At 54.2% G+C, this 14,276-nt stretch carries 13 protein-coding genes; 2 read left to right on the top strand and 11 right to left on the bottom strand.

The genetic code is table 11. The features are described 5' to 3' along the window. Positions 1 to 15: 15 nt before the first annotated feature. The 6 genes from AUP42_RS13650 to AUP42_RS13625 all read right to left on the bottom strand — a co-directional run bounded on the left by AUP42_RS13650 (position 16) and on the right by AUP42_RS13625 (position 6,581). Positions 16 to 999: an adenosine deaminase gene (locus AUP42_RS13650; protein ID WP_062952144.1), complete on the bottom strand. Its 984-nt coding sequence runs from the start codon at positions 997 to 999 to the stop codon at positions 16 to 18. Between the two features lie 66 nt (positions 1,000 to 1,065). Then, positions 1,066 to 1,959, bottom strand: coding sequence for a DMT family transporter (locus tag AUP42_RS13645; RefSeq protein WP_062952143.1), 894 nt, complete (start codon positions 1,957 to 1,959; stop codon positions 1,066 to 1,068). Between the two features lie 109 nt (positions 1,960 to 2,068). Then, the gene (locus AUP42_RS13640) at positions 2,069 to 2,374 is read right to left on the bottom strand and encodes a hypothetical protein (protein ID WP_309471127.1); all 306 of its coding nucleotides are present in this window, start codon (positions 2,372 to 2,374) and stop codon (positions 2,069 to 2,071) included. Further along, positions 2,374 to 3,714 carry an acyclic terpene utilization AtuA family protein gene (locus AUP42_RS13635; RefSeq protein WP_062952142.1) on the bottom strand — a complete coding sequence of 447 codons (1,341 nt, stop codon included), beginning with the start codon at positions 3,712 to 3,714 and terminating at the stop codon, positions 2,374 to 2,376. The genes AUP42_RS13640 and AUP42_RS13635 overlap by 1 nt, the downstream gene beginning before the upstream one ends. Beyond that, on the bottom strand, positions 3,711 to 5,576 hold the full coding sequence (locus AUP42_RS13630) for a TRAP transporter permease (protein WP_062952141.1): 1,866 nt from the start codon (positions 5,574 to 5,576) through the stop codon (positions 3,711 to 3,713). Before AUP42_RS13630 ends, AUP42_RS13635 begins: the two co-directional genes overlap by 4 nt. 36 nt (positions 5,577 to 5,612) lie before the next feature. Beyond that, on the bottom strand, positions 5,613 to 6,581 hold the full coding sequence (locus tag AUP42_RS13625; protein WP_062952140.1) for a TAXI family TRAP transporter solute-binding subunit: 969 nt from the start codon (positions 6,579 to 6,581) through the stop codon (positions 5,613 to 5,615). 132 nt (positions 6,582 to 6,713) lie between these two features. Between AUP42_RS13625 and AUP42_RS13620 the strand changes: the two genes are divergently transcribed. Beyond that, positions 6,714 to 7,643, top strand: coding sequence for a LysR family transcriptional regulator (locus AUP42_RS13620; protein ID WP_082824771.1), 930 nt, complete (start codon positions 6,714 to 6,716; stop codon positions 7,641 to 7,643). Here AUP42_RS13620 and AUP42_RS13615 read toward each other — a convergent pair. The 5 genes from AUP42_RS13615 to AUP42_RS13595 form a co-directional block, all read right to left on the bottom strand. Next, on the bottom strand, positions 7,631 to 8,530 hold the full coding sequence (locus AUP42_RS13615; protein ID WP_062952138.1) for a helix-turn-helix domain-containing protein: 900 nt from the start codon (positions 8,528 to 8,530) through the stop codon (positions 7,631 to 7,633). The two genes, AUP42_RS13620 and AUP42_RS13615, sit on opposite strands and share 13 nt — an antisense overlap. A 154-nt stretch (positions 8,531 to 8,684) precedes the next feature. After that, complete coding sequence (locus tag AUP42_RS13610; protein WP_062952137.1) at positions 8,685 to 9,401, bottom strand: GntR family transcriptional regulator; 717 nt, start codon at positions 9,399 to 9,401, stop codon at positions 8,685 to 8,687. Between the two features lie 53 nt (positions 9,402 to 9,454). Then, positions 9,455 to 10,735, bottom strand: a complete 1,281-nt coding sequence (locus AUP42_RS13605; RefSeq protein WP_082824770.1) for a TRAP transporter large permease — start codon at positions 10,733 to 10,735, stop codon at positions 9,455 to 9,457. Next, positions 10,735 to 11,187, bottom strand: coding sequence for a TRAP transporter small permease (locus AUP42_RS13600; protein WP_062952197.1), 453 nt, complete (start codon positions 11,185 to 11,187; stop codon positions 10,735 to 10,737). Before AUP42_RS13600 ends, AUP42_RS13605 begins: the two co-directional genes overlap by 1 nt. Before the next feature lie 89 nt (positions 11,188 to 11,276). Continuing rightward, on the bottom strand, positions 11,277 to 12,257 hold the full coding sequence (locus AUP42_RS13595) for a C4-dicarboxylate TRAP transporter substrate-binding protein (protein ID WP_062952136.1): 981 nt from the start codon (positions 12,255 to 12,257) through the stop codon (positions 11,277 to 11,279). 363 nt (positions 12,258 to 12,620) lie between these two features. Between AUP42_RS13595 and AUP42_RS13590 the strand changes: the two genes are divergently transcribed. After that, complete coding sequence (locus AUP42_RS13590) at positions 12,621 to 14,219, top strand: adenylate/guanylate cyclase domain-containing protein (protein ID WP_062952135.1); 1,599 nt, start codon at positions 12,621 to 12,623, stop codon at positions 14,217 to 14,219. Positions 14,220 to 14,276 lie beyond the last annotated feature (57 nt).

Genomic DNA, 14,276 nt, shown 5'->3' with positions numbered 1-14,276 from the left:
CCGGGGCGTTTTGCATCAGTTGGCGTCAAGTTTCGCGATCAGTTTGGCTTTTGTTTCCGCATCGACAAACGCGGCTTCAAGGGCCGTACGTGTCAGCCCGCGAAGCTCTTCCGCGCTGAAGCCGAACACGTCTTTGGCCCGCTGATATTCTTCGGCCAGTGTTGTATCGAAAAATGGCGGATCGTCGGAACCCAACGTCACCTTGACCCCGGCATCGTAAAGCCTGCGCAACGGATGGGACGCGTAATCGGGATAAACCGACAGGGAAATGTTCGAACCCGGGCACACTTCCAAAACGATGCCGCGCTTCACCAGTTGTTCGACCAGTTTTGGATCTTCAATGGATCGCACGCCATGTCCTATACGGGTAACCGGCAATTTGTCGATCGCGTCCCAGACACTTTGCGGACCTTCGACCTCGCCTGCGTGGGTCGTACAGCCAAGCCCGGCGTCGGCGGCAATTTTAAAGGCCGGATAAAACGCTTCCTGCGAAAACATGCTTTCATTCCCGCCCATGCCAAACCCGACAATATAGGGATGACCGCAGGCAACGCTCTCAGTCGCCACACCGACTGCCTTTTCAGGGCCGATATGGCGCACGCAGGTCATGATGATCCGGCCAATAATCCCGGTTTCCTTCTCGGCTCTGTCGATGCCCTCGGCAACGCCGTTCAAATGATCTTCAAATGAAATCCCGCATTCCAGCGCATGCGACGGCGAACAGAAAATCTCGACATAGAGTGCACCGGCTTTGGCCTGTTCTGTAAGGTACCAGTGGGTCAGATCGGCGTAATCCTTGCCAGTGCGAATGGCCGCACTCGCCTTGTCAAAACTCATCAGGAATTCAGGAAAATTCGACCAGATATATCGATCCTGATCGTCATAAATCCCGTCCGGGAGGGTGATTGCATTCCTGGTGGCAAATTTCCGCACCAGTGCCGGCGTCAACGCGCCTTCCATATGCAGATGCAATTCGGCTTTGGGGATATGCTGTGTCATTTATGGGCGCTCCGGATCTTTTTATTTTCTTTGCTAATCCAGTTCTAGCGCCAACAAGGCCCTGGGTCACGCAACAACCGTTTTCCGTCGCAGCATTTTTATCGAAGCCAAAAGCGCGCCACCAACAATCAAAAGGCACCCCGCGATCACGGTCGGGCTTGCTTCGGCTTTGCCAAAACCGATCAGCAGGATCGTGCTGAGTAACGGTGCACCATAAGACGCGACACCCAGAACCTGAATATCGCCATGCTTGGTGCCATAATCCCAGACAAAGAAAGCAACCCCGACCGGGCCAAGCCCAAGTACGACAATCGCAAGCCACTGCCCGGTATCAGGCATGACCCAGATTTCAGTCACGCCATGCGTTATGAACCCCAGCACCGCCGCCCCGGCGCAAAAACCGCAAACGGCTTCGACCGGAACATTGCGATAACGCCGGTTAAGCACCGAATAGCCCGACCACAGGATGGAACAAATCATCGCCGCACCATAGCCAACGCCATAGGCCGGATCAAAATCAAAGCCCTGCCCTCTGGTTACCAGAACCGCAGCCCCGCAAAGTCCCAGAACAGCACCGGCAGTGTGATACCAGCGCAATCGTTCGCCGGGCAGAAGTGCTGAAAACAGGACAATAAAAAGTGGCCACAGATAGGCAATCAGACTGGCATCAACCGCGGGCGCATTGGCCAAGGCTACGAAATAGAAAAAGTGATAGCCAAACAATCCGCCAACCCCAAGCACCCAGGCACCAACCGGTTGCCTCCATGCCTGAAATGCCGCCAACCCGCCGCGCGCGATCCAGATAAAGCTGAAAATGGCCGCAACGGAAAAACAAAGACTGACCAGTTGAAAAGGAGGGATGGAGCCGGCTTCTGTTGTGAACAAAGCCAGCAATGACCAAAGCACAATCGCAATGCCCCCAATCATGGTGGCCTTCGTACGTTGATCAAGCAAAGTCATGGACGCCATCCCGGAGTTCAACTAATTGCGGGGGAATGAAAGCACCCCATTGGGAAAACGTCTTTGCTCAAACTCCGGATTTATTGGTCACAGGAAGGGAATGCTACCCTTATTCAACGGACAAGGTCAGCATCAGGGAACTAAGGCATTTGCCATGCGGATCAAGTGACAGGGACCTTGTAACGCCACCGCCAAGGGCATCATGCATGACAAAGTTCAGCGCCTGAATAGCGGGCAACTCATAGCGGATCACCTCGCCCGCAACCAGCCCGGCAAAGTGCTGTTTGACGCGATCTGCGGTGACTTTTTCCAATATCCGGTCCCAATGTGCCGGGTCATAGGCAATAACGGAAATGTTGGAAATATTGCCTTTGTCACCTGTTCGGGAATGGGCGATATCGCGTAACAACATCATCAGGCCTCCAATATCTCGACAGTGGTTTTGACCGCTTTTTCGGGCAGAAGACCGGAAACGATTGCAATGATTTCACGCGCCGATTTAGTCACCCCACCGCCCGCAGCCGGACCGTTCAGATAAAGACTCTCGACTTCTTCACCAATACGCGCGGCATCGGAAATATTGTTGGTACGCCCGACAAAACGTACGCGCACTTCGGGCACACAACCAGACTGGTCGACAGCACCACTGCCCAGCACCGCATCAACGCCAATAAGTTCCCCTCGCAATTCCTGGCAGTCGATACCCGCAAGACCAATGCGTTCTTTCAGGATATCAAGCGCCAAATGTCCGCGTTCATGCGCACCTGGTCCAGCATATGAAATCTGCCCTTCACCGATACAGGAATCGACATACCCGATTGAAACCTTAAGCTTCCCGGTTCTTGGCTTGCCGTCACCGCCCGCAATCGCGACACGATCCGGACCTATTTCCGAAACTGTCACACCGGAAAAATCGGCAATGACATCAGGCTGAAGATAGGCGGCGGGATCGTGAACCTCGTACAGCAGCTGCTCCTTACAGGTTGCAGCAGTAACGAATCCACCGGTTCCTTTAACCTTGGTAATGACCGCCTGACCGTTTGCATCAATTTCCGCTAACGGAAAACCAAGCCGAGCCAGATCCGGAACATCCTTGAAGCCCGGATCGGCAAAGTATCCGCCGGTAATCTGCCCCCCGCATTCCAGTAAATGTCCAACCAGCGTCCCGCGTCCAAGCCTCGTCCAGTCATCCATTTCCCAGCCGAACTCGTAAATCTGGGGTGCCAGAAACATCGCAGGATCGGCCGCACGCCCGGTCAGGATAACATCCGCCCCGCTTGCCAGTGCCTCCACAATAGGTCCGGCACCAAGATAGGCATTGGCAGAAACCAGTTTCCGATCAAACGCCCCCAACAAGCAGCCTGCATCGTCGATATGGAATGTTTCCGGATCAAGTACGGACAAAACATCATCCCCGGTCACGGCCGCCACACGCAGCCCCGAAAGACCAAGTTCGCGCGCCACCACCAAGGTCTTTTGTGCCGCGGCATACGGGTTTGCCGCCCCCATGTTGGAAATGATGCGAACACCCTTTTCCCGGCAAATCGGCAATACCGCCCTCATGCGCCGTTCCAGCAACGGGTCATATCCGGCATCCGGATTACCCATTCTTGCCTGCTGTGCAAGGGCGATGGTGCGTTCTGCCAGGCATTCAAATACGAGGTAATCGAGATCCCCGTCCCTGACCAGTTCGACCGCAGGTTCTATCCTGTCCCCGGCAAAACCGGCACCTGTTCCGATCCGCAAGGTTTTCATTGCGGTGCCTCCGGAACAGAAGGCTGTTTTTTGCCAAAATAAAACCCGGTGGCAAGCACACCTGCAGCAATAAATGGGGCTAGGGCAAAGGGCCAAAGGGCGAGAACGATGACCACAACCAGCATACCGCGATCAAGCCATAGCTGCCCCCAAAAACGCTGCCCACCCAACAAAGCCGGGATCGCAAACACAAGAACCAGTCCGGACAAAAGGGCATTAAGCACCGATAATGCACCACCACCGCCGGTCATGCCCGGATACATCAGCAACATGAAGGGCACGACATAGGTCATCGCGCCAAGTCGCACGGCCTCCATCGCCGCGGGCAGCCAGTTTGTCCCGGCAATTCCCGCCCCGACAAATACCGCAACGCAAACCGGCGGCGTAATTACTGAAGTCGTCGCAAAATAGAACACAAACAAATGTGCGGTCAGCGGCTCAACCCCGACAGCAGTCATCGCAGGTGCAAGAACCGCCGCCACCAGCACGTAGGCTGCTGTCGTCGGCAATCCCATCCCCATCACCATGCAGACAAGACCGACGACAATCGCCACCAGAACGGTCGAATCCCCCGCAAAAGAGACAATTAGCGAGCTTAGCGTCACTCCGATACCGGTCAGATTGATCATGGAAACAAGAATTTGCGCCCCCGCAAGCAACACGCCAATGATCACCATCCCTTTTCCCGCGTCAGCAATCCCGGCCAGAACGCGATGAGCCATGGTTTTCACCGAAAGGGCTCCATAGGATGTGGCAACAAATGCCACAAGCAATCCGCCAATTCCGTAAAAGGCAGACGTCGCAACCGACCGGCCCATGAATATCCCGATCCCAAGGCCCAAAAGGGCGGCAACAATCGGCAAAACACGGCGCAATTGCAAAATTTCGGACCATGACGGTAATTCATCTTCCGGCACGAGGCGCAGGTTGCGCCGAACCGAAACAATATGCACGGTGACAAAAACAGAAAGATAAAACAGCAAAGCCGGAATGACCGCAGCAACCATCACATCGACATACGAAATGCCAAGAATTTCCGCCATCACAAAGGCCGCCGCCCCCATGATCGGCGGTGCAATCTGTCCGCCCGTCGACGCCACGGCTTCGACGGCTGCTGCAAACGGTGCCGGATAACCAAGGCGACGCATCATCGGAATGGTAAAGTTGCCAGTCGTGGCAACATTGGCAACAGCCGATCCGGAAATCATCCCGAACAGACCGCTGGCAATGGTTGCGATTTTCGCAGCACCGCCCGCCTGTCGACCGCCCAACCGCATAGCTAGGTCCATAAAACTTTGGCCGCCGCCGGTATGCAACAAAAGCGCCCCGAACAGCACAAAGGCAGCAATAACAGTTGCCGCAACCCCAGTCAGCATGCCCCATACACCAAGATCGCCAAGGAAAATGGTTTCGGTGACAAAGGCCATGTCAAAGCCGCGATGACCAAGGCTGCCTGGAAGGTTATCGCCCAATAGTGCATAAGCCAGGCCGATCACGACCAGTGCCGGGAAAATGATACCCACGGCACGGCGACCGACTTCCAGAACCGCGAGAACAAGTCCTGCTGTCAAAACCATGTCCAGCGTCGTCGCCCACGGCAAGGAAGTCATGATTTCATCGTAATTCACAACGATATAGCTGCATGCGCAAAGGGTAATCGCGGCAATCAGCACATCGATGCAAATGCCCAGTTTGCGCCAGGGCCGTTCGTGCCCCAACGGATAGATGGCAAGTCCCAGACAAACCACCAGCGCAAGAAAAATCGCCCGCTGGATAAGACTTTCAAATGGTCCTGTCGCTGCCGTATAGAAAACAAAGGCACCAACCAGCAGTGCAAGCCCGCTTTGAACGCGATCCAACATGACGATTTTCCCTGATATTCTTTTTATATAGGCGACTTATTGCTTCGCCGGATCAAGCCGTGCCGGGATTTCGATCCCCTGTTCACGGAACCATTTCGCAGCACCCGGATGCAACGGAATTGTCGCGTATTGCAAGGTCAGTTTTGCAAGATCAACGCCCTTGACACTGGCCATCGCGGCCCCCTGTACTTCCTTGTCTTCCATCGCCGCCTTAACGATCTGATAAGCGGTTTCTTCGGACAGATTGGGACCGGCACCGACACCTACGCCAAAGCTCCAGGTCGTGTAGGCAGGAACACCATCCGCCGCACCAGCCGGAACATCAACCACGGAAACATCCGGCATCTTTTCAATCAGGGTTGCCTTCTGATCATCCGTCAGGCCAAGCACGCGAATGGGGGTAAAGGTCGCGATATCAATCGTTGAACTGTCAAGCTTTTCACCGGCACCGGATTTTACGTAACCCGCCACACGGTTGTCCTTGATCATGTCGACAACATCCGTTGTCGACCCACGCACGTAATCCGCGCTCAGACCAAGAGCATTGAAAACCGCCTCGGTTGTGCTTTCTGTTGCCGATCCCTTGATCCCCGGATTGAAGCGGACATCGGCAAGACCCGCAAGATTTTCGACACCAGCATCATCGCGCACGATCACGTTTTGTGGTGCACCGGTATAAACCCACAAAAGCCCCAGATCCATTGCATGGCCGTCAAACTTGTTGGTTCCGGCAACGGCATGCTGGGCAACGTTTGTCGTCACAAGCCCAAGGTCAATCTGTTTGCGTTCGATACGACGCAAATTATCCATTGTGGCACCGGTCTCAACAACCGATGCCTCGATATCGGCAACATTGTCATTGATCAGTTTTGCCACAGCAACGAAGTAGCCATAGTGGCTTGACGATGCCGAGGTCGAACCAATCAGCAGCTTTTGCTGGGCGAAAGCCGGAAACGAAAGGCCAATAGCCATCGCTCCGGCAAGAACGATCTTCATCATTTTCATAGGATATTCCTCCCTAAGCCCCGTGGGGCATTTTGTACTGCGGATATTTTTCAGTTTGTTTTCCGTCAGCCAGACCAAAGCTTGCCCTATAACTTTTGTTGCCTGAAGTGATTAAAATGACATAATTAATGCATGAAACGCATTAATATTGACATGGATGAAATCCGGGCCTTCATTCTTTTGTCCGAAAGCGGAAGTTTTCGGGCAACGGCAGACAAACTTGGCCTTTCGGGATCAGCACTAAGCCGGCAAATCAGCCGACTTGAACAACGCACCGGCACGCGCCTGTTTGACCGCGATACGCGCAATGTCGCCCTGACCCAACAGGGCAGCGTTTTTCGTCATCTCGCCGAACGGATGCTTGGTACAGCCGAAAATGCGCTGTCTGAATTTGATTCCTATCTTGCCGCACGACGCGGACGCCTGACAATTGCCGGTCTTCCATCCGTTACGGCCGGCTTGCTCCCGCCACTGATTTCCAGTTTCATGGACGCTCATCCCGATATTGATGTGCAGATCAACGATGTTCTTTCGGACGGTGTGATCCGCGAAGTCGAAATGGGTCAGGCCGATCTTGGTTTTACCGCAGGGGTGGTTCAGGCAACCGATAATCTGTCCTTTCAAAAACTGCTGACGGACCGGTTCATTGCGGTTGGTGCGCCCGGCGGCATCCTTGATGAAAAACGTCCCTACACATGGGAAGAACTGATTGCCGAGCCGATTGTCGCCATGGCATCGGGCACAAGTGTCCGCACATTGATTGATGCAGCCTGCGCACAAAACAACATTCCCTTCCGCCCCCGGTTCGAGGTGTCCCATCTTGCCACGGCCGGGGCCTTCGTTTCACAAGGTTTGGGCGTGACAGCCCTGCCCGCGCTGACCCTTCCGGTTTTGGGGCGGGAACCGTTGATATTCCGGCCATTGGAAAAGCCGGAATTACTGCGACATATTGGATTGATCTGGCGATCCGGGCGCACCCTTTCCCCGGCGGCGATGGCCTTCCTTGAGCTGGTGCGACGAAGCGATCTGAAATCGAATATTCCCGATGATTACGACTGGTAGGATGAACCATCACTTGCCGTGGCCGACCCGCGCCGAAGCGCAATCGGTGCATGTCCGAACCGCCGAGAAAAGGCACGTGAAAAGGCGCTTTGATCGGTGAAGCCGACCTCTCGTGCGATATTGCCAAGTGTCATGGTATTTTTCGGATCGCCAAGCATCGCATGGGCGCGCTGCAATCTTTGTTCACCAAGCCATCGCATCGGCGTTGTCCCCAGATGGCGCTGGAAGGTGGCAAATAGCGCGCTTTCCGATTGCGCTGTAATCATTGCCATTTCAGAAATCCCAATCGGTGCGGACAGGCGCAGTTCAATCCAGGCAAGCAACCGTTGCAACCGCATCGGAATGCCCTGACCGGAATCAGTATCGCGGCCCTGCGCGGCTGCCGAATGGCCAAGCACCTCACGCAAGGTTTGGCAAATGAAGGCATCATCGGCAAAGGCACTTTCGCAGGTCGCAATCCCCGCCATATGCAGCAATGACAGATTTTCCGGCTGAAGGTTTCCCTGCCCGTCAGGGGCGATGCGCCGTATCCGCGATATCACCCGCTTTTGTTCAAGCCCCTGCAAAAGACCGGTCAAATGTCCCGCATATCCCGCCACGACTTCAAGATAGGGCGATGCCCCCGCCTGATGCCAAAGCCTTTCAAGGCCAGTCTGCGCCGCGACTTCGGTATCGACATCAAGCACAAGGAACCGGTTCATCCCCACCGCCCGATAGGCATGGGTATCGCCCGCCGGAACAAAGGCCAGTCTGCGACCGGAAACACATCCGCCACGCCCCTCTATCTCAAGCTCAAGCATGCCAAGGTCGGCAATGATGATCTGGTGAAAATCATCATGGCTGTGACTGGCAGCTTCAGACCGGTACTGGCGAAAACTTGTTTGCATTTCTGTTCCTTTTCAGGAGCCACACGATATGCGATTGCAGCAGTTCCGCAAAGCCCCTCGGCCCCCGAAATCCGGACAAACAAAAATCCGGCGAGGCGTTTACCACGAACGCCTCGCCGGATTGCACCGGTCGCCCGGGAGGAAGGCCAAAACCTTATGAAAACAGTTCCCTGTTTTCTTCGACGATCTGCGGCAAACGTTCCATCGTCCCTGAAAGGTGCTTGCGCATTTCAGAACTGGCCAGATTTCCGTCACCAGACTGGATCGCTGCAATAACCGCCTTGTGCCCCTCAAGCACCGAAAGCATTTTGCCTGCACGCGGCAGATCAAGCATGCGAACGCGTGCCAGGTGGCCGCTTCGCGCCGTTACCTGCACATGTAGGTTGGACTGGTTCACACCGGTAAACAGGGCGGCATGAAACGTCTCGTCAAGCTGCTTGAACAGATCGATCTGTTCGATATCGCCTGCAAGTGCTTCCTGCATTTTGATAATGCCCTTGGCTTTGACAACCGCGCCGGTTTCGCCCATTTCCGCCAATTGCCGAACAACTTCGCATTCCGCAGCAACGCGCAAAAAATGTTCTTCGCGAATGCGGGCAACATCTATCTTGGTCACAATGGTGCGCGACTGGGGATAGGATGCAACCAGCCCGTCCTGTTCCAGACGCATGATGGCTTCACGCACCGGGGATTGACTGACTTTGAAGCTTTCGGCCAGTTCCGCCCGAACCAGTGTTGTTTCAGGCGGAAGTGCCAGCGAAATGATCCGGCTTCTGATTTCCTCATACACAAGTGCCGAGGCCGGAACATGCGCATTGGCTTTTATCCCGCCATCCTGAACAGGCATGAAACCGCCCATAAATGTGTTCATCTTCACTCAACTCCCCGGCAATTGCGCAATGCCTGCATCCTTTGGGTCCCTAATTACATCAAGGCGTTGGGCAATAACAACGTCAAGCTTGGCACTGCCGCCATCAGAATGAAAAATACCGCCATCGCAATGAAGAACGGGATCGATGCCCGGGTATAAGCACCGGTTTTGACATCAAGAATGCCGCAAACCGTAAACATGATGACCCCGACCGGCGGCGTCAGACCGCCAAAGTTGATCAGCGTCACGATCAAAATCCCCATATGGACCGAGTCATATCCGGCATTGACGAGAACCGGCATGACAATCGGCGTAACCAGAAGGATATTTGCCGCCCCTTCAAGGAACATGCCACTGATGACAAGGACCGCAACAACAAGGGTCAGGATCAGAACCGGGTTTTCGGTAAGCGTTGTGACAAATTCGGTAATCTGCTGGGGTGCACGTTCGATGGTCATGGCATAGCCAAGAACGGCAGCCATAATGATCAGCAACATCACCATTCCAAGATCGGAAACAGAACCGGTCACTGCCTCGTAAAGCTTTTTCCAGTCCAGTTCCCGATAAACGAAAAACCCGACACAAAGCGCATAGAAAACCAGGAAAGCCCCTGCCTCGGTCGCAGTAAACAGGCCGAACCGGAAACCGACGATCAGAATGACCGGAAATGCCAGTGCCCAGATACTTTCCGAAAAGCTCGACCAAAGTTCTTTTGCACTCGGCACCGTTGGCAGATCGGGTTTGTAGCCGTTTTTATGCGCCACAAACCAGGACGTGATCATCAGAACAATCGTCAGGAAAATGCCGGGCAAAATACCCGCGAGGAACAGACGACCGATCGAAACCTCATTCACAAACCCGAACAGGATCAAACCAATGCTTGGCGGAATGGTCGCGGTGATAACCGACCCGAAGGCCAGAACAGCAGCGGTCGATGCCTTGGAATAGCCCTGCTTGATCATGCTGGGCCCCAGAAGGCGCGCCTCCATCGAGGCATCGGCAACAGCCGAGCCTGAAATCCCGCCCATCATGAAGCTTAAAACGATGGAAACCTGCGCCAGCCCCCCGGCCATCCAGCCGGTCAGCAGACGGGCAAATTTGACCAGGCGGAATGTAATCCCCGTCACATTCATCAGGTTGCCGGCAAGGATAAAGAACGGTACGGCCAAAAGCGGGAAGCTTTGTGTTGCCGTTACCATTTTCTGGATCACCACGGTTGGCGGCATGGCCCCGGTCAGAATGAAGACCGGCACCGAAGCAAGTGCCAGGGCAAAGGCGACAGGCATTCCGATGACCAGAAAAACCGTAAACAGTACCGCAATCAGTATCAGCATCAGAACAGCCCCCTGCTTCGAATTCGTTCGACAAGTTTAAACACCATGGTCCGCATCAAAAGGATCAGACCGACTACCATCGAAGCATGGATGTAAGAGGCATGAATCTGCGTTGCGCCGACAAGACGAGGATGCATCAAAATCATGTTGCCCCACGCGTAATACAGCAGAAACGCAAGGAAGCTGATGATCACGACGATGTTGAACAGCTCGACCAGATCGCGTGCTTTGGGGGATATGTTGTCTTGCAGGATCTGAAGACCGAAATGCCGGTTTTCCTGCATGCCAATGTCAGCAGCCAGCATGCAAAGCCAGACAAAAATCAGCTGGGCCATTTCAATCGACCAGATAATCGGTGATCCCATGGCCCTGGCAATTGACGCAACACCGACAAGAATGACGACCGCAACCAGCAGAATCCCGGCGCAGGCAAACTCAATTTGCTTGAGCATGTATTCCATTCCATCTTGAAGTTTGAAGTGCGTTGCCCCGCATCCGGAACAACGCACATTCGAAAGGCACGTTAACTGTCACCGGGAAATCAGCGGCCAAGAACTTTATTAACGATGGCGGCTTCCGCTTCGAGATCAAGCTGCTTGTAAACCGGCTTTACAGCTTCCTTGAACGGTGCAAGATCGACTTCGCTGACCTCAACCCCGCTTGCGGCAACATCTTCAAGGGCCTTTTCGCCAAGTTCTATGGTCAGTTGCGATGCATAGCGGCCATCCTCGACCGCAAGATCACGGACGATTTTCTGGTTTTCAGGGGAAATATCGTCCCATGCATCGGCACCGACGACCAATGCGGTAACAAGCTGAATATGGCCGGTCTTGGTCACATTCTTGATCACTTCATACAGTTTGGCATTCCAGATTGCGGTCGGCTGGGCTTCGGCACCGTCAATCGTGCCAAGCTGCAAGGCAGTGTAAACTTCGCCCCAGGCAATCGGGGTCGGCTCGGCCCCCATCGCGCGGATGGTTTCGATCCAGACTGGCGCACCGATTGTCCGCATCCGGACACCGGCAAGATCAGCAGGGCTTGAAACCGGGTGCTGCGTCAAGGCATGGCGCGCGCCCTGATACCAGTTCGATGCAATCATCACGAGGCCGGACTTCTCGCGGAGCTCGTCACCCCAGGCGATATATTCATCCGAAAGGGCAAATTTGTCGGCCTGCTCGTAATTATCAAACAGGAACGGTGCCGACATGATCGCCAGCGACGGAACGAAACTTGAAAGACGGGCAACATCGGTGACCGTTCCAATTGCGGCACCGGCACGGGCCTGATCGATCATCTCGGTGGTGTCGCCAAGCTGCGAATTGTGGAAAACCTCGATAACCACTTCACCATTGGTGGCTTTTTCCACATCAAGCTTGAACTTCTCAAGCCCCTGCCCCATCGGGTCATTCGGTGCGAGAACAGTCCCGATGCGAAGCGTCGTTGCAGCCGTCGCAGGCATGCCTGCGGCAAGCGCCCCAGCAAGCACGGCACAGATTCCAAGTGTTTTCACAGTAAAGTTCATTATGGAAGTCCTCCCGTTGGATTGGCGTTTTTGCCATTAATTGATATTTTAGTTTGTTTGAAATTTTAGATATGCGAGATCAATCTTGTCAACTGATTTCTCAACTTGTTAAAATTCATTAAAATCAATTACTTAAATAGACTTATCAATTCTTCAGGCCGAGACTTGTAATAAACTTGGAAATGATTAGCCCCCCGCTCCAAACACGAAAACGGCGATCCGGAGCTGCCATATTCTGTACAAAGCCCCATCACATTTACCGGTCATCTTCGACAGACACGAAATAATCCGCATCACACGGAACCGTGACTGAACCCTGCGGCAACGCGACGCGTAAAACGTGCAAAACAACAGGATCACACCGTGACAACGGATACCGGGCACGCGCACACCTCCTCGCCCATTGTCGGGCACCCCGTATCGGACAGCACCATTGCGCCCGGTCACGCCATGCTTGTCCGTTACATTCTGTCGATGGCGGGCATGGCTTTCATCGATGTGTGTTTTTCCGGCGCTTATGTTCTCATCTCGGGCAACTTTTCGGTCATCTGGCGGGCGGCCATCATTAATGCCGTTATTCTGGTTGCCCTCAATACCGCCGGGGCAATTTTGATTTTCCAACCGATTTTGCGGATGATCAATGCACTAGCGCACCAGCAGCCCATCAAACGCAGTACCGGCCTACGGCGCCTGCGCAAGCTTCATGTTCTTTCCGCAATATGGGCCTTCATGGTCGGGCTTGCCTATTGCCTCGCCGCATTCGGTCTTGGCACCTTCAACGTCAATCAGGCCGACCTGCCAGAGGTTGATCTGGCAACCAAAATCTACGCCGCGTCATGGTTCAGCTTTGCTTATGCCGCACATTTTGCGATCTATGCGTTTTTCGCCTCGGCCGACTGTGCTGAAATCATTCGCAAACAGACACATGATCTTTGGGGAATTGAATATCATCCCGGACGCGGGCGCATCGGATTACGCTTGGCTATTGTGATCCTGGCCCTGACCATGATTTCATCGGTAGCCATTCTGCTTGATATTACGCTGTTTCGCGATATCCGTGCAGCACAGGGACTAAGCGTTGAGCAAGCCGTGATCCTTGATGTGATTGCAACGGAAACTGCTGCCGTTTTGTGTCTGTTTTTCATCAGCCGCACCCTTACCCGTCCGATCGGACAATTGACCGAAGCCGTGCGTGAAATCGGCGCAGGACAAACCACAACCCGTATCGCCGTCACCAGCGACGATGAAGTCAGCCGACTGGCATTCGAATTTAATCGAATGGCTGCGGGGCTGGAGGAAAAAGACCGAATGCGCCGTGCGTTCGAACGCTATGTCAGTCAGGATGTTGTCGAACTGGCTATGAAACGTGAACAAAGCGGCGATCCCCGCGCGGCCGGCGAGCTTCGCTTTGCCACGGTAATGTTTACTGATATCAGCGGCTTTACGCGCCTGTCGGAGGATATGGAACCGGCTGATGTCATTGCCCTGCTGAACGAATATTTCGATCTGGTCAATGCACCGATCCGCAATCACCGCGGTGTGGTTCTGAACTATGTCGGCGATGCGCTTCATGCCGTGTTCAATGTCCTGCACGAAGATCCTGATCACGCTGCCAACGCAGTACGGGCGGCCATCACCATGCAAAACATTACCCGCCATCATAAATTCGCGGGCACCATGAATGTCCAAACACGGATCGGTATTCATTCCGGGCCGGTGGTTGCCGGCCCTGTCGGATCGGGAGACCGGATCGATTTCACCATTCAGGGCGATACGGCCAATCTTGCATCGCGCCTTGAAGCCATGAACAAGGAAACCGGCACCGAAATTCTGATCAGTGCCGCAACCCGAGAACTGGTCGATGCCGCCACCGGCGGAACAATTGCCTTTAAAGCCTTGGGTTCCTTTGCCATTCGCGGTCGCCAGCAACCGGTTGACCTGTTCACCATCTCCGATGAGTAAAGCGGTTTTTCCGATATGCCAGTCCGCAGCTAAATGCGCCGCTCGAAATTTAGCCTT

Source organism: Thalassospira lucentensis (assembly GCF_001613805.1).
Lineage (GTDB): Bacteria > Pseudomonadota > Alphaproteobacteria > Rhodospirillales > Thalassospiraceae > Thalassospira > Thalassospira lucentensis_A.
Note: the sequence above shows the minus strand (reverse complement) of the source record. Positions and strands in the feature narration are given on the sequence as shown.

Excerpts from the sequence above, each read along its gene's own strand:
- AUP42_RS13610 (WP_062952137.1), bottom strand. The coding sequence starts at position 9,401 with ATGAACACATTTATGGGCGGTTTCATGCCTGTTCAGGATGGCGGGATA.
- AUP42_RS13620 (WP_082824771.1), top strand. The coding sequence starts at position 6,714 with ATGAAACGCATTAATATTGACATGGATGAAATCCGGGCCTTCATTCTT.
- AUP42_RS13630 (WP_062952141.1), bottom strand. The coding sequence starts at position 5,576 with ATGTTGGATCGCGTTCAAAGCGGGCTTGCACTGCTGGTTGGTGCCTTT.
- AUP42_RS13595 (WP_062952136.1), bottom strand. The coding sequence starts at position 12,257 with ATGAACTTTACTGTGAAAACACTTGGAATCTGTGCCGTGCTTGCTGGG.
- AUP42_RS13605 (WP_082824770.1), bottom strand. The coding sequence starts at position 10,735 with ATGCTGATACTGATTGCGGTACTGTTTACGGTTTTTCTGGTCATCGGA.
- AUP42_RS13625 (WP_062952140.1), bottom strand. The coding sequence starts at position 6,581 with ATGAAAATGATGAAGATCGTTCTTGCCGGAGCGATGGCTATTGGCCTT.
- AUP42_RS13645 (WP_062952143.1), bottom strand. The coding sequence starts at position 1,959 with ATGACTTTGCTTGATCAACGTACGAAGGCCACCATGATTGGGGGCATT.
- AUP42_RS13635 (WP_062952142.1), bottom strand. The coding sequence starts at position 3,714 with ATGAAAACCTTGCGGATCGGAACAGGTGCCGGTTTTGCCGGGGACAGG.
- AUP42_RS13650 (WP_062952144.1), bottom strand. The coding sequence starts at position 999 with ATGACACAGCATATCCCCAAAGCCGAATTGCATCTGCATATGGAAGGC.
- AUP42_RS13615 (WP_062952138.1), bottom strand. The coding sequence starts at position 8,530 with ATGCAAACAAGTTTTCGCCAGTACCGGTCTGAAGCTGCCAGTCACAGC.
- AUP42_RS13640 (WP_309471127.1), bottom strand. The coding sequence starts at position 2,374 with ATGATGTTGTTACGCGATATCGCCCATTCCCGAACAGGTGACAAAGGC.
- AUP42_RS13600 (WP_062952197.1), bottom strand. The coding sequence starts at position 11,187 with ATGCTCAAGCAAATTGAGTTTGCCTGCGCCGGGATTCTGCTGGTTGCG.